We start from the raw sequence: 17,827 nt of genomic DNA on the forward strand, positions 1-17,827 counted from the left end.
TTAATATTTTGTAGAAAAAGAGTGTGGCCCCTGAGGGGTCACAGCAGTCTTACTGTTTCGAGGTTTGTGAGAGCGCGGGTCTCTATCTTCAGTTTCTTATATACGGAACTTGCAAGGTCCACACAGGCTTTTTCGTCTCCGTGTTCGGTGAATACTCTTTCCGGACGGGGCTGCATTCTTTTAACGTACTCCATAAGCTGCCTCCTGTCCGAGTGGCCTGAGAAGCCGTCTACAACCTGCACTTCTATGTTCATTTTCAGCATTTCGGTGCTTCCGTTCTTTCCTGTCATTGGGATTTCTTTCCATCCCTTCTGGATCCTGCGCCCTACTGTCCCGTCAGCCTGGTAACCTACGAATACGAGGGTATTACGCGGGTCTTCGGCAAAGGCCCTGAAATAGTCCATAACAGGTCCTCCATTCATCATACCCGAGGTTGAAAGAATTACACAGGGGTGAGGGTTCTGGATAATCTTCTGGCGTGCTTCATGAGAGTCAACGGGTTTGAAGCATTCGGACAGGAAGGGATTCTGTCCTTTCTGGAAGATCAGTTTCCTTAAATCGTTATTAAGGTACTCGGGATGGGTTGCATGGATTGCAGTTGCCTCCCAGATCATTCCATCAAGGTAGACCGGAACTTCAGGGATAAGCCCTTTCCTTATGGACTCTTCGAGCACAATCATAACTTCCTGGCTTCTGCCCACCGCAAAAGCAGGGATAAGTGCGATTCCTCCGCGCTCAATGGTATTCTTTACGACCATCTGCAGATGCTTTTCTGCATCCTTGAGTGCAGGCTGGAAGGCATTGGAATTTCCATAAGTAGCCTCACTGATAACCGTTTCAACCCTTGGGAACTTATTGACCGCAGGGTCAAAAAGCCTGGTTTTCTCATACTTGTAATCTCCTGTAAAGACCACATTATGTAGTCCGTCTCCTATATGGAAGTGGGAAATTGCCGAGCCCAGGATATGACCTGCATTGTGGAAAGTCAATTTTATGTCAGGGGCGATGTCTGTTACTTCTTCGTAGTCCAAAGGTATGGTGTGTTTGAGGGTCTTTGCTACCATCCCTGATTCGTAGGGAATCTTCTTCCCTTCTTTAGCTGCCACATCGATGTAATCGAGCTGGAGCAGCACCATGAGGTCCCTTGTGGGAGGCGTACAGTAGACAGGCCCTTCGTACCCGTACTTAAAGAGCAGGGGAACGAGTCCCTGGTGGTCAAGATGAGCATGAGTTACTATCACGGCGTCTATCTGGTTTAACGGGAAAACTTCAGGAACATAAAGAAAAGGCGTCATATTTTCATCAGAACCCACATTAACTCCGCAGTCAATCAGGATTCTGGACTCAGGAGTAGAAAGCAAAAAGCAGCTTCTACCTACTTCTTTACATCCCCCGAGGGCTGTAACCCTTACCCACTGGTCTTTTGAGGTACACTCCCTGTGAATTTTCCTCCCCACTGTCTTCAAGATTTCCTTTCTTTCTTTGAGGTTGTTCCTCATGAACTCCCTGATGTTTTTCACTGTACGGGACTTAATAGGAGGAGTCCTGACAACTTTGGGAATCCAGCCGATCTGCTTCGTAATCTCTCTAAGGGTTGCGCCATGTTTTCCTATTACAAGCCCGGGCTTTTCGGCTTCGATGATTACTTCCCCGGAATCGGGGTCAAAATAATAGCTCGAGATTACGGATTCTTTTGGAACAACTTCTTCAATTATAGAAATAGAGTCCTCAGGAGTTGCAAGCACCCTGGGGTCAGGACGCATGGCTATCCGCGTTCTGAGTTCTTTTGCCAGGTTGCGGATTATATTCCCGTCGTCTGCGAATTTTCTGGGCTCTTCTGTGTACAGGACAAGCTGAGGGCCTTCGAATTCGACGTCGGTAATGGTTACTCCTGCAGGTAGATTTTTCTCAATTTTGTGTTTGAGGTCTAATAGCACGTCTTCTATAGGCATTAAGAATCTTCCTTTTTGTCAAAAAATCAAAAAGTATCTGGATGTTGAAAAAATAATATTTGAAAAAGGTGTTAGTTTATATATTTAAAATAAAAAACCAACAGAAATTATTAGTTTAATGAAGCCCTTCTGGATTTTACTTCTTCAGGATCCAACCTTTTGAATGCCTCCTTTGTAATTACGACTACATCGATATTTTCTCCGGAAGCTGAGTCTCTTTTCGTTGCATTGTGGATCGCCCGGATCGCAAGGTCAAGACCTTCTTTTACAGCCATATCCTCTTTGTACTGGTCTTCCAGTACTCCGTAAGCCATGGGAGAACCTGAACCGGTTGCCGAAATCCTTGTCTCTTCAATACTTCCTCCCAGCGGATCCAGCGAGTATATTGCGGGTCCGTTTTTGTCGACCCCTCCTATAAGGAGCTGAACCATCATGGGATAATAGCGGTTAGCATTTAAGAAGTTCGACATCAAAGTGGCAATTCCTTTGATTGTCATGGATTCGTTCCTGCGCATTTTGTAGAGCTGTGACTCCACACTTACCAATCGCACAAGCTGCTGGGCATCCCCTACCGAACCGGCAGTGGTCATCCCTACCAGGTCATCGATCTGGTAAACTTTCTTTGCAGTTTTGCTTGCGATGAAATGCCCCATTGTGGCTCGCTGTTCACTTGCGAGCACAATTCCGTCGGTACAAACTACTCCTACGGTAGTTGTGCCCTTTAAATATTTGTCATTATCCATAAACATACCCTCATAATAAGCTGAAAATGAGAAAATGGCGCTAAAAAAAATGTTTTGGTTGAGGTGAGCATTTTTAGCTTAAATCGCAGGATTTAGCAATCCATTATCTCATTATTAATATCGCTATATATAAGTTTTCCTCCTTATTTTCTAAATGCGTTTGCATTTAAAATCGGAAGATTAATTCGATAAAATAATTTCTCTGTTTTTTAAATAATTTCTCTGTTTTTTATCACTGAACATCATTCATTATTGCTGCAGAAATCCGAAATTTAGCTTGAAAGCCTTTCTACTTCTTCAGCCAGTTTCTTTACCCTCTGAATTACATGTTCAGATACATTTTTTTTACGCATGAGCTCTAATCTTTCCTGTATCGTTATTCTGTTTGTTCCTTTTACAAGGTTGTCTGCATGCGCAACGATCTTTTCCTCCAGACGCCTGGGGAAATAATCGTCTTCAGGAAGTCCTAATTCTTTTGCTTCTTCTTTTGAGATCCCGGCTCCGATGTGCCTTTTTATTATTTCGGCAACTTCAGGTTCGATTCCTTTGCCTGTAGCCAGCCTGAACCCTTCAACTGCATGAGCAATCTCATGTGTCCTGCACCTTCCAGAATCATGCAAAAGAGCCCCTGCTTCTACAAGCTCCAGATCCACATCCCGTCCTGCTGCTTTTATTTTTTCTGCAATCTCTACTGCCAGTGAGGCAACCTCTTTACAGTGCTCGATTACATTCGGGGTACAGCCAGATTCTTCAAGCAACTTTATTGCTTCGGCTCGTGTGGTCAAGATAAATCCCTTATACGGAACTCAAAGCTTCTACACGCTTTTTCAGGGCTCCCACAAACTGGGAGTTATCGTAGAAGACCAGGTCTTCCCCGCACATTGGGCAGAGAAATTCTGTTTCCGTTGCTTCGTCAAAAAGAAGGCGAACACAACCCTGCGGGCAAACGTAAAACACATTATTTTCTTCGAAATCAAGACGAGTCTTCAGATTCCTCAGCAGTTTTTTCTTTTCTCTCATAAGCTGATGCTCTATATCGGTGAAGTCCAGATGCCAGAGATAAGTCAGCCATCCGCTGTTAGAATCTCTTTCCCTTACAACTATTGCAAATTTATTTTCATAAAGTATAAAAAGAGTTCTTCTCACGGTATTCAGCAGAACTCCGGTCTTATTAGCAATTTCTTCATCCGTGACATTGCCTTCGGGCATCTGTTCTATCATTTTAAGCCCATCATCCCCTACAAGGCTCCTGAGGTATCCTCTAATTACCTTGTCATTCAAATCGACCAAAGTGTTCACCTCGCAAATCCCTTATATGAATCGAACATACCAGTATTAAAGTTTACATTAAAAGTTTTCTCTAAAAGACTGTTCATTTCTGGAAAAAACTGTACTTTCGGCAACTGAGCCTTATGCTTCTCCTGCAGGGCTCAGGGATTCTCTTTCTTCTTTCGTTTGATCTGCAATAAATGTCTTTATCCTCTCTGCCCCTCCTTCGAGAGATCGGACTGCCTCATCTCTTGTTGAGGCGAATGCAAACAGCGAAGTTAAAGGCCAGTCGGGCTCGATAACAGTTCCCTGGGACGGAATATCCGCGCTTTTTTCCCTAAGAATGAATTCCATGAGTTTTCTGTCTATAAAAAGTTCTCGATCCGAGTAAAGAACTCCTCTAACGGCAAATAGTTTTGCTTCTGGTTTTTCCGGAAGTTCCCCTCTAAAGCAGCCGACATGGGCTTCAAAGAGATTAATTCCCATTGCCTTCTCAACAGTATCCAGACTTCCCTGGAATCTCGGGTTTACTTCAAGTACTACAGGTCCTTTTTCAGTCACCAGAAAGTCAACCCCATTTGAACCAAGAAGTCCGAGTTCAAGCACCAGTTCTTCTGCAAGAGTTTCCATTTCCTTCGCGTACTCTGTTCTGAAAGGAGTTATGTTTCCGCAGTAGGCAAATGGCAGCTTCGAGAGCCAGGATGTCCCTATCAGCTGTTCATTTACGGCAACTGCCAGAGATTCGTCTTTTGTAGAAAGCAAAGAGACGCTTGCAGGTTTTCCTTCCAGAAACTGCTGAACCAAGATTTCTTTTTCTGTGAACCCCTGATCCATCCTGGATAACTCTTCTAAAACTGCCAGCATTTCCTGCCTGTTCTTTGCAACCCTGTTAAATATTCCTCCTCCTCCTGTAGCAGGTTTGAGAATTACAGGGTATTCGATTGTGTCAAGCTCATCAGGAGAATAACAGCAAGGGTGTGGTATCCCCAGAGCTTCAAGCCTTTTTGCAAGGTGTGATTTGTTTGAAGCTTCCTGTGCTGCTTCAGGGCTGCTGGCAAGTACCGGGCAGGGGAAACTGTGCATATTCAGCGTCTCCATTCCAGAGCCGGTTACGATGGCGTCAAAGCCAAGCCCGAAGGCTTTCATCTGAGCTATTATCCAGTTAGGGTCAAGCTGACGGAGTTCTCCTGAAGTCCTGCACTCAAGAAGAGCTGATGCATATGCACATTCCTGCAGGTCAAGATCGCGAAAAGCATCTATAGAGCAGACAGTATAACCTGCCCTGCTTGCAGAGCAGACAATGTTTCGAGTGTCAAACCCAATTACAAGGATATTTTGCATTTTTCCTCTTTTTCTGGATTTTTCATTTTTCCTGCGGAACTTCGGAGTGTGCCAGTGCAAAGATTCCATACTCTGTTTTCAGAACGGGGATTTCGCTGCCTGCCTCTGCGTTGAAGAACATTGGTTTTTTTATTGCAACAGTTTCATAGGTTTCAGGATCAAGCACAAGAATTGCATTCCCTTCAATTGAGACCAGAACTGTAAGGACTGCATCCCCAATGTTTGCAATTTTCTCTGCACCTTTAAGTTCTTCAGGAGTTGAGATAAATCGAGAGCCGTCTTCAAGGCTTATCCCGTGGACCTTCTTGCCTGAACTTCGTATCTGGATAATTCTCCCTCTAAACTTTATTACGTCCCCTGGTCTGAACTCTGGAAGGCGCATGGCAAAAGTAATTCTGTACAGATTTTTCCCATCTTTCATGCCAACAAGAGTTGGGGATTCGGAAAAACTGCCTCCCAGCTCAGAGATGATCATGCGGCAGACCTGCCTGCTGGCATTCATTGAGCCCATGTAAAGATCAACGCCTTCTTTTTGCTCCTGGTAGTCACTTATAAATGCAAGGCGGTCACCTTTTTTCTTCATGCTATTCATGGCTTCCCTGGCTATTAAAGTACAGCGCCTTTTTTCTTCTTCAGTAGGGAACCTGCCTGCTGCCCTTACCTGGATGATTGCTTCAAAATATCCTCCGGACTCACGGCTGCACATATCGCAGGCTGTCCGCTGAACCCTTACTTCGGTTTCAGCTTCTGCATGGACTGGCTCGTCTTTTACAACCGCATCTACTTCAGCTTTCACCCTGTATATGTAAGGTGTAATTTCCTTCGGTTCCAGGTAGAGTTCTACATCTCCGGCTTCACTGTGGATAAAAAGGGTGTTTTCTACGGCTTTCAGCACCACTTCTTCCAGATTGCCTGCATCTTCCCAGCGGCTCCTGTGGAAATATGCTCCGCAGCTGGAACAGATCCTTACATGGAGTACAAGGGGTAGCTCGATTAGTCTGAAGCTTTCAAAGAAACAGTCCCTGCAAATGGAATCAAATAGTTTGTCGCATTCTGTGCCACATTTGGGGCATGTAATGAAATTCATTTATAATCCTTACTGATAATCTTCTTGGAGTAATAGCTTTCAAAATATTCAGAAAATAATTTTTTGAGTATTGCCGAGCAGTTCACCTTTTAAGTACTCTCATGTTATTTAAGAATAGCTGGATCTGCAATTCTCTCTTTATTTATGTATTGGTGTCTGGACTGAAATACATTCTTAGACCAGCCGTCGATGCATTGAATTTCTAAATAATTGTTAAAAAAATATATATTTTATAAACATGTTAAATAGGCTTTTTCATTATATAAACATTTGTATAATTTTATCCGGCATCGATAGCCTCTGGCGTTTCGTATCCTTACAGGGCATGAAAATTTCAACGAATTTTTGAGATTATTTTCTCTATTATATATTGAATATTATCACACCAGATACAATAAGCCCTATGGCAATTATTTTATTAATGTCTATTTTCTCACAGAGCACCAATTTCGAAAGGATAAGTACCAGAACGAATTTTAAAGAGGTAGTCGTATAAAATAATTTTAATGGAATTTCCTTAAGTGCATATACTGTAAAAATAGTCACCACTATATACAAAAAATATGCAGTAAATGTACAGGGATTTATATACGCTGAAATAAGTTTTTTTTGAGAAGACTGTTTTGCTCCCATCTTCAAAAGGATCTGACTGATACCTGTGAATGCGATTACCAGTATCAAATAAAATGTAGAAGAAGTAATCACGTTTCTTCTCCTAAACTGCGCGATAGTATTAAAATCCCCAGGGAGATGATAATTAACCCCAAAACATTATATCTGGTGATCTGTTCGTGGAATAGAATTGCAGAGAAGAATAATATCACAAAATTGACCAGACTTATAAAAGGATAAGCATATGAAAGTGGGTAGTGTATCAATGCCTGCTGCCAGATTACCGCCTGCAGCACAAGAAATACCAGGGAGAGTAAATAATAGATATTTGCGATTGTAATAAAAGGTGAAGCCTCTTTTATTGTTATTGCAGCGTATTTCCCACAAATTCCACTGCCTGCCTGAAAAAGTATGGAAAAGATTATCAGACTAAAGTAAAAGATCTGCTTTTTCTCAGGCTTAATTTTGCTCAAAGCATCCCTCGCAGGATTTAACTGCTTTTTTCTTTGACTGTTTTTCCAAACTTCGCCTTAAACGGAAAATCTGGGAGCCCATCCCTAAAATGTCTTTTTTCAGGTTTACTTTAGTTGCTCCTCCATGCCTCCAGACTACGGGGAATTCTTTAATTTTAAATCCCCAAGATTGTGCAAGAACCATGAGTTCGGTATCCCAGAACCAGTGCTTATCCTGAACTGTATCAATCAGTTCAAACAAAGGGGCTTTTTTAAAAGCCTTAAATCCACACTGGTGATCATACAGCTTTGAGTGCAAAAAAATACGTACCAGGAAATTGTATCCCTTACTGGCTATATCTCTTTTTAAGGGCCTTTTGACATTGCTCTGAGGCATCATTCTGGAACCTGTTGCAAAATCATATCCTTCTAATGATATTGACTCTATAAGTTCCTTCAGGTGGCTCATATCAGTTGCAAGATCCACATCAATATAACAGAGGACATCCCCAGATGCATACTTTAAAGCTCTATTCAAGGCCATGCCGCGTCCCTGTCGTGAATCCGAGTGAAGATGGCTCACATAGCTGTGCTCCATAGCAAGATTATCAGCTACTCTATCTGTCCCATCACTGCTTCCATCTTCTGCTATGATAATTTCAAACGAAGAAGTAATATCCTTAAGAGTTTCTGCAGTTTGGTTTACCGTTTTTTCTATTCTTGCTACTTCGTTATATGCCGGTAATATTAATGAAACCTGTGTAATAATAACACCTTAATAATCTTTGAATATTGGTCGTTTGGCCTATAGAGTTACTCTATAGGCCAACAATTTTCATAGTTTATATCAATAAAAATCGGCTCATTCTATTTAAATTAATTTATTATCATTTCTTGTTTACGTGTTTTTTATGCTTTATTTTTTATTTTTTAGATTGGTTTTTCCGATTTCTTGAACCAGTATTTTTAATAGTTATGTAAAATTGATCTAAAAATAGTAGTATAGTCAAAAAGAGAACAATATAATTTGAAATTATCCGGAGAATAGAACTCAGAATCTATACAGTGAAACAGAACTAAGAATTCGTGTAAAGTTTAAGTATAAATTCATTAATTAAAGAGCCAAAGTAGGAAATCCTCCTCCCTGTGGGAGTAAAACCCAAAAAATCGCCTGTGGCTGTTATTATGAAGTACAAAATTTTCTAAAAATGAGTAAAGTACCCGTGCAGGAAGCACGGATGCTTTCAGGTCTAAATTGTTTTCGGATTTATTTCTTTGGAGGCCAGTTCTTTTCCATCCAGCCTGGGAGTCTTCCTGAGTCCATTGGGCCTACTTTGACGCTTGCCCCGAGCTTGTCCTCGAGGTCACCCTGGAGGCGAGCTGCCAGACCCGGAGTGATAACGGTGTTGTGGTTTACAGCCGTCTTGAGGTCGAAACCTGCCTTGTCAAATGCATCCTTTACTTTGTCCGCGGTCAGCTGTCCACCGGCAACTGCAGCTTCCACACCGATACCGTCGGTGTTAACTGCAAGCAGCCAGCAGTCTATTCCGTTTGAGGACAGGTCGCTCTCTACTGTATAGTAGGTCAGGGCGAAGTTTGTTGTAAAGAGTACCGGTGAGTCCGCAGTTGGGTTTCCTACCTTGTACATCTTCGAGTCCACAGCAACAGGAGACCTCGGGTCGGTATAGATGGTCTCGGCCAGGTGCACTTCGGGCATTGTGGCATAGGGCTCCATGCTGTGCAGGATCATTATGTCGCCGTACCTGATGGTAAAGACTGAAGCCATCACGGTTTCCCAGTAGGAGGCACTTACAGGGTCTGCAATTCCGGCCATCCAGGCAGTGAACGGGAGCGCCATGATCGGGTATGCGATCTCGGTGTCGCCCATAATGCCTGCTCTCCTGATCTTGAGGAAGTTTGTGAAGGTGTCCTTCAGGCCCTTGCCTGTCGGGTAAGTTCCCGGGTCAAGGACAATGTCCTTAATTCCTGCCTCTGCAAAGGTCTTTGCAAGGGTCTTGAGGGCATCAAGGTCATTGAAAGCTGAAACAACAACAGGCACCTTGTACTCAAGGGCAAGTTCTCCAATTTCTTTCCAGTTGTCCTTGTTTGCGGCATAGAGCAGTGGGTTCTTATCCTTTGCTGCTTCCAGGCCTGCCTTAAGGACTGCCGGGTTGAAGGAACAGAAGATCATGGGTATACCGACTTCTGCAACCTTCTTGACAGCTGCTGCAAACTTTACCGGGTCATTGGAAACGGCTCGGATTGCCACACCGTCGAGGAGGAGGTTGCGTCCGACATAGAACTTCTTGTAGCCAGCTATCTGCTTGACTCTGGCAACAAGGGCAGCTTCTTCCATGTTGTCTGCCACATCAAAGAACATCTTTGTCTTGTTGAAGAATGTGAGCTTGTGGCGATACAGGACATCGTCCCCACCAATATTGACTGCTTTTTCGCCTGCTCCGATGGTTACCTGGCGAATTTCCGGAGCAAGAAGCCTGTCAAGTTCTGCAAGTTTCTTTGCAAACTTCTTTTCCTTAACCAGGGGTGGGCAGTCTGACGTCTTACCTGACCTGTCAATCAGCTTGGAGGCAAAAGCCATACAGGTAGCTTCACCACATTCTCCACAGTTTGTCTGTGGCAGGTACTTGTAAGCTTCTAATGGGCTGTTTATTTTCATGTTTTACACCTCCGCTCCGATCCATTTGGCAATGTCAACCTGTTCGGTGTCGATCATACCGAAGAGGGTCTGAGTGATCTGCTTCAGGACAGCAACCGATGTTGGGTGCATCATCATGAAGAGGTCATTTCCTGCAATTGCAAGTGAGAGACCTGTGACGATTTCCCAGATAGGACCTCTGTACTCTCTCGGGCCCCAGTCAGAATCTTCCTTAAGCGGTGAGCTGACCATCCAGGACTCACGGGCACCCCATGCATTTGTGGTACCTGAAGACATCGGGAATGTCAGTTCATCGTCACCCATGAGTGCTGCAAGTCTTATGCGCTCCATGTTGGTGTAAGCGTAGTCCAGACCGTATCCGAGGGCAGCAGTGGTCGGGTCCATGATGATCCTGTCCCTTGGGACGTTGCACTGCTTCATGAGCTTCCTGTTAAGCTCCTTCTGGGCATTCATGTCCAGCTGGGTCCAGGAAAGGACGTCGTGGTCGTACTTTATTGCTGCTTCTGCAATTGCTGCATAGTCCAGGTTCAGGCTTGCAGATGCAAGGAGACAGCGCTCGCCTTCTGCAACTTCTGCTGCTCTTGCGAGGACTTCGGGGTCTTTCTGTGGGTTTCCTGATCCACCAATTGCTATTGGCACATCAACAGCCTGCAGAACTTCTTCTACTGTCTTTGCTGCTTCTTTTGCAGGAGTGTCTTTAATAAGCGGGTCGGTTGAGATCAGGTGGATGGTAATCATGTCTGCGTTGAACTTCTCAACGTTCTTTTTTGCCCATTCTCCCGGGCTGTCCATGACTTCATCATAGTTCTCCTTGACAGCCTTTGCAAGTCCGATCCTCATGTCGAACACGTCGATAGTGACCTGGTTCCTGTTCGGCATCGGGGCGTCTGGGAAGAACGGAAGGGCTTTTTCTCCACCCACCACTACTCTCTTTCCACGGCTTCCGCCGTCTGCAGAGGTGTTGCCTATGGGTACTTCCTGGATCTGAGTTGTCCATTCTGCTATGTTAGCAACATCAAACTTTGCAGGAATGAGATCTTTGAGTTTCGGGGCTGCCAGAGCCGGGGAAACTGCAGGAGCAGCTGCAGGTGCACCAATGCCAACAGGGTAGCCAAACATGCCTGCAAGTCTTGCAAAGTGCTGGGCAAGTATTGCACTCTCCTGCCCTAGAGCTGCGGCAAGCATCGGGTCAAAGCCGCCTCCGAGTCCACCGAGATCAATCTCAATGTCCCCTTCAATAGTCACACCTTCGAGGGCTTCTACATCCATTCCCGCGAACATGCTTGTTATATCTGATAACTTCATTTTCTTTGCCATGTAAACCTCACCGTTTCCGTAATTTTTGCCGTTTTTGTGAGTGACTTTATAATAAAGGATATAATACAGGATGAGTTTCCAGATTTTTTCCCTGGTCTCAGAACAGGGACCGAGGCAGAACCGGGTTCTGCTCCGTACTTTATGATTATTCCTGATAACGTTTCAAGCCCAGGAAAAGGGCAAGGTAATCCTTTTCTCTTTTACCGGTACGGTTTTCTGCAAATCCACAGGTTCAAAAGGAAGCTGGGGTCAGAACCCCAGTTTTTGTACAATTTTTTCAATTTCTTTTGCAGCAACCGAATCGTCCGGGATTTCGAAGAGAGGTATACCTTTTATGTCCATTTCCTCGATTTTAGGGTCGAGAGGAATCGTACCTAACAGGCTAAGTTTCAGGTCGCCGGCCAGTTTAACGAGCTCTTCCCGGTTAGTATCTGTAACTTTGTTTGCAATAACGTGAATTCTGCCAACATTTGAATCCAGTTCACTCACAAGTTCATGAATTCTTTCGGCAGTTCGGAATCCCCTGCGTGAGGCGTCAGTTACAACAATAAGGTCATCAATATCCCGGATAATCTTCCGGCTGAAATGCTCAAGCCCGGCCTCCGCATCAATGATAACTATATCATAGTTCACGATCAGTTTGTCCATTATGCCGCGGAGGAGGTTGTTTACGTAGCAGTAGCAGCCTGAACCTTCGGGCCTGCCCATTACCAGCAGGTCGTATCCCGGCATCTCCTCTATGATCTCGTAGACCTTACTTTTTAGTACTGACTCTTTATTCATATCGGGGTTGTCAGGCCTTGGTTTGGTAATTTCTGCTTGTAAAAACTCCTTTGCGTCCCCGATTGTTTTTACGTTCTCAGCACCAAGGGTTTCGGGCAGATTAGTATCTGCATCTGCATCAACTGCCAGTATGAACTTCCCTTTTTTTGAAAGGTAGCGGATCAGAAGAGCCGCTACTGCTGTTTTACCTGTCCCACCTTTTCCCGTTATTGCAATTACTTTTGTCACAGAATACCCCTTTGGATTGTTTTTCGGTTTTAGGCAATCGCCTGTCGTCACTCAGTTACTTCTTTTCCTTCTTCTCGCTTATGATCATCCTGTCAATTGTGATCTTTGCGTTCTTGAAGGTCAGCTTTATTCCACCAGCTGAACCTCCGGACATCATCGGCATTGCAGGCATCTGGAAGCCAGCTGCAGGCATCATCATCGGAGCTGCTGCAACAGCTACTTCCTCTTCCTCTTCCTCTTCTTCCTCTTCCTCTTCGGCTGCTGCCCAGGTGGCAACTACCGGGTGGCCCTTCTCCTCGAGGAAGGCTTTCAGGGACTGGATGTCAGTTGCATCTTTCTCGGTTGCGATCTTGTCTTTGAGGTCAGCAGGGATGGTCTCATCAATCTTCTCCTTGAGCATCGAGGGGAGCCAGACAACTCTGTTCCAGCCACCGTCAGCCTGGATGAACTTCGGGGAGTAGAAATAGTTGATACCAATACCGAGGAAACCTACTATCTGCTTTCCGCCACCGGTCTGACCGGCCATTGTAGAGAAGCCGATACCGTTTGGTGCCATTCCCTGGTATTCTCTGTTAACCCAGCCGATACCGTCGACTTCAGGGATATAGAACCCGACTACTTCGAAGCAGCCGCAGGATGTGTGAGGTGCATCGAAGAAGGAGTGGAGTTTGATCTTATCGAATTCACCGGCAGAGAGTTTCTTAGCAATATCGTTCACACCGGAATATTCACCCTTCTCGGCATCAATAAGGTCACCCTTGGCAATTTCAAACTGCGGACCTTCCGGGTCGACTTTTGCTGCTGCACGGCCGTCGAACCAGTTGATTGCACCACAGAGTGAGACTCTGTCAGGAGATACCACGCAAACGTTGGTCGGAGCAAAGGACTGACAGAGAGTGCACCCGTAGAAGACATCAACATCTTCGTCATGCAGGTCTTTTGTCCTTGCGTCTCTTGCCTTGAAAATCTCCTTTGCAGCTTCGAGCTGCTTCTTTACTTCTTCTTCATCGGTGTAGAATGTCACCTGCATCTTCTCGATAAAGGGCAGTTCTGTCTTGAAAAGCATCATAACGGCTTTTCCGAAGGGCTCAAAGGAGTCCATCTTTGCAGCTGTGTCCTTTGAAACTCTCATCCATACATCGTACCTCTGGTTCAGGTGCATAATGCCCTGGCAGTAGTTGATGAAGTCGTGGACACGCCTTTCTACGACAGATTCGAGGTCAGGCTCGACAAGTTCTCCGCCAATGTTAAAGACCATTGCCCATGGGTAGGTCTTTCCTTCTTCGAGCTGCTTGAGGTCTGGCCCGACAATTGTTACTTTGTCGTCCTCGATTGCATCCATATCTGCTGCACGGACAAGTTCCAGACCGATAGACTTGGGGCCACCGAGCTCTACGAACATTCCTTCTTTCCTTACTCTTTCTCCTTCAAACATTGGGGAAATCTCAAATGGGAATTCTGCCATTGTGCTTTCGCCTCCTAAATAAAATTATAATGCCTCAATTAATTCATCCAGTGCAGCATAGTGATCTGCCTTGCTAAGGTTCCCGAAAGACATTGTTGCGTTCTGGATGTAGCTTCTGTCAATTGCGATTGATTTTACACTGGAAAAGTTCTTTGTTCCGGACAGTACCTGGTTGACGTAGTATTTTATGTGCCCCAGGACTATGATTGTGTCATATGTCCCGTTGCCGTCAAGTCCTGGCCAGGCAGGATCTGTTACGTAGAAACCCAGCTGGTGAAGGTTGATGTACTTGGCATTCACGTCCTTGCCCACAAAGCCGGGCATAGAACTTCCGGTAGCTGCAATTGGAATGTTTGCTTTCTGTGCAATCTTTACTGCCCTGTCCAGGAGTTCCGGGTCAAGGACTTTGGTCCCTACCACAAGAAGCGGCCTCTTTGCCTTTGAAATTAGCTTGGCTGCTATCTCAGGGGTGGTTGCTTTGGCAGTTGTCACTCCGTAGCTGGTAAAGAGTTTGGTGTTCTTGGTAGTGTCTACCATTTTCAGGCCCCCTTGCAAAGTCTCTTGAGGTTAGTTGGCTGTGCTGAGACGTCGAATTTAATCTTCGGGCCGGAGATGATCTTCTTCCTCTTCCAGTCAATTTCCCAGCCGTGCTCTGATTCGAGCCTCTTCAGGAGCTCTTCACGCTTGGCAAGCGGGAGGTCGGCTTCGTTCCTGACGAACTTCCACCAGTCTTCTGGCTCTACACCGAGGTACTTCTTTGAAAGCTCCATCCAGTGGGTCAGCTTTATGGCTCTTCCCATGTTGTTGTCAGATGGGCGGATGCATGCCTTTGCCATCATCGGGATTGCTTCCTGCCAGCTCTCTGCTGTGGTCAGGAGGAATTCAGGTGCTGGTGGGATGTTCATCTCTGAGCCGTCTCTGCCATCGAATACTTTCCACTTGGACTCGTCATAGTTCTTGGCAATCAGAGCTCTCCTGTACTTGGAGCTGTGCGGGCCGAGCACTGCAGGAATACCGTATATATTACATCCGGTACCGATTGCAGCTGCCTTCTGTGAGTATGCACCCCAGGCAAGTCCGCATGCACCAACACGGTTAAGTGTGTAGTCTGCAATTTCTGCCAGGTTTCCTGCAAGGACTCTGCCTGCGAAGATACCGGCAACTTTCTCAGCAGCTCCACTGATGTGTGCGTTGGACACGCAGGAACCTGTGTTAATCAGTCCACCACCTGAGAATGTACCCGGGAACCTCTCGTAAAGGGTCTTGCCGTCCTCATCCTTGTACATACCGATGTCCATTGCGGAACACCCGCTTACTGCGAGGAGATAGTTTCTCTTCAGGAACTCTTCGGCAATGTTGTAGACATCTTTGGTACCGGCTGGGTAGTTCGGACATCCGATAATTGCGATGATACCTGGGGTAGTTCCCATAACGAGGTTCAGGCCTTCTTTCCTGATTTCCGCGTCACTTACCTGTCCTCTGCCGGCTCTGACCAATCCTTTCTCTTCGCTGATGGCCTTCTGTGCAGCCTTCTCGAGCACGTTCAGGATTGGGATTTCCTTCTTACAGACCTGTTCGCAGCGGCGGCACCCGATACAGAGATCGTGAAGGGTTTCAAGGTACTCGTAGCTTCCCTTGGCTGCGGATTCCAGGGCTTCGGGGATGTCGAGCTCTTCTGGACATGCAAGCAGGCATTCTCCACACTTTGCACACTTTTCGACGTATGTCTTGAATTCCTCATCACTCGGAATTGCTGTGATGCCTTCTGCATCGCGGATTGGAGCCATTGTCTGGGCAATCTTCGGGACGAGTTCTCCAAGTTTGTCATAGTCAAGCATTACACAACCCGGAATTGCTCCGGATTTGAGCTCCTCGACTATTGAATCCACATCGGCATCTGTGCGGTCCGGCAATCCCATCATAATCTTTTCGTTGGAAGCGATCACAGGGATCTTGAGTTTCATAGATTCGGCTAAGACGTCACCACGGACACACTGTTCGTCGGTAACAATGACATCAGGCATGCCGGAGCGGATTACCTTCAGTTCCTTAGCCAGTGACCCTACGATCTTTGCGTATGGAGCTCTCCTGTCAGCTTCCTTGTACCTTGTCATGTCGAACGAGGTACAGCAAAGCCCTGCAATTTCCATCTTGTCGGTCAGGTTGTTTTCTTCCATGTAGTCCATGATGTAGGTTACACCGGCTACGTTGTGCCCGATTGCAACTATAAGGGGCTTGGACTTGTCAATGGATCCCATACCAACTTCAATGAGGGGGGCTTCGGGGTCAGCTTTCGGGTAGTCATATGCTGAGACCTGGGCGATATCGGAGACTTCCATACCAACGTGGTCAAGACTGCCGCTGAAGAGGGCTTTTGAATCATAGTCAATCTCTGCGCTTTCCTGGCCTGCGTGGATGGTTGCAAGGAGCTGGGTGAGCTGTTCTTCAACATACTCCATTGGAGCCCTGCATTCTCCGAGGGTCTTTGGACTGAGTCCGGTGCAGATTGTGACGTTAGGGGTCAGGACATTTGATTCTCCAAGGTTGAGTGGGAGATCTTCGCCAAAGACTTCTATTACATGGTCAAGCAGGTGACGGCCGTGGGCAGCGTGACAGGCAGTACCTGTAATTACACGGAGGAAGAATTCCCTACCCGTGTGTCCTGCCATGTCAATACCGCAGGCACCTCTCTTGTTTCCTGAAAGGTCACATGGTCCGTAGGTACAGTAGCAGCACTGGTCACACATAGGGGTCAGAACAGGCTCGTAGCGGTCAAGAAGAAGCAGATTCCAGCTTCGGTAGGATGCCAAGCCTGCGTAAGCAGTGGGACCCATCGGGCCTAACTCTTTTGCTTTTTCTTCAGCAGCCTCCTTTGCTGCCCCTACAATGTTGTTAATAGTGATCTGAACGGATTCAAGATCTTCTATAGAAAAACTCCCGGTAGTTAGTTTGCTCATTTGAGCTTTACCTCCTAAATTTGTTTAAAGTCGACTTCGCCAAGACGATTGCAATTATGATATAACGGCATATTCTTAATGATTATACATTATATATTTTGCCGTCTGATTTAAAGTTACAACCGTTTAAATGACGTTTTCTGGTAAAACACTTTAAGCTCTCTATTTGGTCTTTAAACGTTTTACCAACGTTTTTTGAAATAAAAGCGTTTTTATAGGGAATATTTTCTTGTAAAAGTCGTTTTTAGGGCATTAGTCTTCTTCTATACACTTTTTTACGCCCTATGTCTCAAAAAAACCGTTTTTACCAACGATTGAGACCTTAATCTTGAGCAGAGGTCGCTACCGATGGATAATAAACACTAATTAAGTGACTAAATGTACCAAATCTATATAACATTTTCTAATTTGTAACACCCTATTTCGAGAAGGGTAAAAATGAAATGTAGAGGCTCATTCTTCTCTAAAAAAATAACAGAGACTCTCTCTGCAAGAAAAGTGCTTAATGCCTAAGCATAGTGGTTTTCAAATATGGCATTCTTAAGCTTCAGCAGTTTTTTCCTTTGATTTTAATATTTGTTATTAATTATTTCATTTTTTCATACTAAAAACAAATAATTTTAAAGATTCCTTTTATATAAATAACAAATTTCGCATGAATAAAACTCAAATTAGTTCTTTCTATCTTTTAATATATTATTCATAATAATTATTGGATTTATTATACTTCAGCATCTAATGAAAATATCAAAACTTATTTATATCGGGACATTCTTCTGCGCACTTTACAAAGTAAACGCTGTAAACCGTTTTCACGATTTTTTCCTGGAAAAAGATAAATATGATTCTCTCACTTGAATATTAGTTGATAAATTCTTTAGTTTAAATAATATTCATTCCAATTTAAAAACATTTTTTATTAAATATATCACTTTAAATCAATT

The 17,827-nt window shown here is 44.8% G+C and carries 15 protein-coding genes; all 15 read right to left on the bottom strand.

Annotated features, from left to right (window positions below; translation table 11 throughout):
• Positions 1-38: 38 nt before the first annotated feature.
• On the bottom strand, positions 39-1,952 hold the full coding sequence (locus tag MSHOH_RS03835; protein WP_048137509.1) for a beta-CASP ribonuclease aCPSF1: 1,914 nt from the start codon (positions 1,950-1,952) through the stop codon (positions 39-41).
• Between the two features lie 110 nt (positions 1,953-2,062).
• On the bottom strand, positions 2,063-2,695 hold the full coding sequence (psmB, locus tag MSHOH_RS03840) for an archaeal proteasome endopeptidase complex subunit beta (protein WP_048137511.1): 633 nt from the start codon (positions 2,693-2,695) through the stop codon (positions 2,063-2,065).
• A gap of 272 nt (positions 2,696-2,967) precedes the next feature.
• Entirely contained in the window at positions 2,968-3,480 is a 513-nt protein-coding gene (locus MSHOH_RS03845; RefSeq protein WP_048137513.1) for a TIGR00295 family protein, read from the bottom strand.
• 10 nt (positions 3,481-3,490) lie between these two features.
• Positions 3,491-3,985 carry a transcription factor gene (locus tag MSHOH_RS03850; RefSeq protein WP_048137515.1) on the bottom strand — a complete coding sequence of 165 codons (495 nt, stop codon included), beginning with the start codon at positions 3,983-3,985 and terminating at the stop codon, positions 3,491-3,493.
• A gap of 120 nt (positions 3,986-4,105) precedes the next feature.
• Positions 4,106-5,374 (bottom strand): ATP-grasp domain-containing protein, encoded by a 1,269-nt coding sequence (locus MSHOH_RS03855; protein WP_239451199.1) that lies wholly within the window; start codon positions 5,372-5,374, stop codon positions 4,106-4,108.
• On the bottom strand, positions 5,328-6,392 hold the full coding sequence (locus MSHOH_RS03860) for a 60S ribosomal export protein NMD3 (protein WP_048137517.1): 1,065 nt from the start codon (positions 6,390-6,392) through the stop codon (positions 5,328-5,330). The genes MSHOH_RS03855 and MSHOH_RS03860 overlap by 47 nt, the downstream gene beginning before the upstream one ends.
• A 363-nt stretch (positions 6,393-6,755) precedes the next feature.
• Positions 6,756-7,097 carry a DMT family transporter gene (locus MSHOH_RS03865; protein ID WP_048137519.1) on the bottom strand — a complete coding sequence of 114 codons (342 nt, stop codon included), beginning with the start codon at positions 7,095-7,097 and terminating at the stop codon, positions 6,756-6,758.
• On the bottom strand, positions 7,094-7,477 hold the full coding sequence (locus MSHOH_RS21900; protein ID WP_052730697.1) for a hypothetical protein: 384 nt from the start codon (positions 7,475-7,477) through the stop codon (positions 7,094-7,096). The genes MSHOH_RS03865 and MSHOH_RS21900 overlap by 4 nt, the downstream gene beginning before the upstream one ends.
• Positions 7,464-8,225, bottom strand: coding sequence for a dolichyl-phosphate beta-glucosyltransferase (locus MSHOH_RS03875; RefSeq protein WP_338037934.1), 762 nt, complete (start codon positions 8,223-8,225; stop codon positions 7,464-7,466). Before MSHOH_RS03875 ends, MSHOH_RS21900 begins: the two co-directional genes overlap by 14 nt.
• Before the next feature lie 498 nt (positions 8,226-8,723).
• Positions 8,724-10,133 carry an acetyl-CoA decarbonylase/synthase complex subunit gamma gene (gene acsC, locus MSHOH_RS03880; RefSeq protein ID WP_048137523.1) on the bottom strand — a complete coding sequence of 470 codons (1,410 nt, stop codon included), beginning with the start codon at positions 10,131-10,133 and terminating at the stop codon, positions 8,724-8,726.
• Positions 10,134-10,136: 3 nt separating this feature from the next.
• Entirely contained in the window at positions 10,137-11,450 is a 1,314-nt protein-coding gene (cdhD, locus tag MSHOH_RS03885; RefSeq protein WP_048137525.1) for a CO dehydrogenase/acetyl-CoA synthase subunit delta, read from the bottom strand.
• 249 nt (positions 11,451-11,699) lie between these two features.
• On the bottom strand, positions 11,700-12,461 hold the full coding sequence (locus tag MSHOH_RS03890) for an ATP-binding protein (RefSeq protein ID WP_048137527.1): 762 nt from the start codon (positions 12,459-12,461) through the stop codon (positions 11,700-11,702).
• Between the two features lie 55 nt (positions 12,462-12,516).
• Positions 12,517-13,926 (bottom strand): CO dehydrogenase/CO-methylating acetyl-CoA synthase complex subunit beta, encoded by a 1,410-nt coding sequence (gene cdhC, locus MSHOH_RS03895; RefSeq protein WP_048137529.1) that lies wholly within the window; start codon positions 13,924-13,926, stop codon positions 12,517-12,519.
• A 24-nt stretch (positions 13,927-13,950) separates the two neighbouring features.
• The gene (gene cdhB / locus MSHOH_RS03900) at positions 13,951-14,463 is read right to left on the bottom strand and encodes a CO dehydrogenase/acetyl-CoA synthase complex subunit epsilon (protein WP_048137532.1); all 513 of its coding nucleotides are present in this window, start codon (positions 14,461-14,463) and stop codon (positions 13,951-13,953) included.
• Positions 14,464-14,465: 2 nt separating this feature from the next.
• Positions 14,466-16,883, bottom strand: a complete 2,418-nt coding sequence (cdhA, locus tag MSHOH_RS03905) for a CO dehydrogenase/acetyl-CoA synthase complex subunit alpha (RefSeq protein WP_048137534.1) — start codon at positions 16,881-16,883, stop codon at positions 14,466-14,468.
• Positions 16,884-17,827: the final 944 nt, after the last annotated feature.

The sequence above is a fragment of the Methanosarcina horonobensis HB-1 = JCM 15518 genome (genome assembly GCF_000970285.1).
Lineage (GTDB): Archaea > Halobacteriota > Methanosarcinia > Methanosarcinales > Methanosarcinaceae > Methanosarcina > Methanosarcina horonobensis.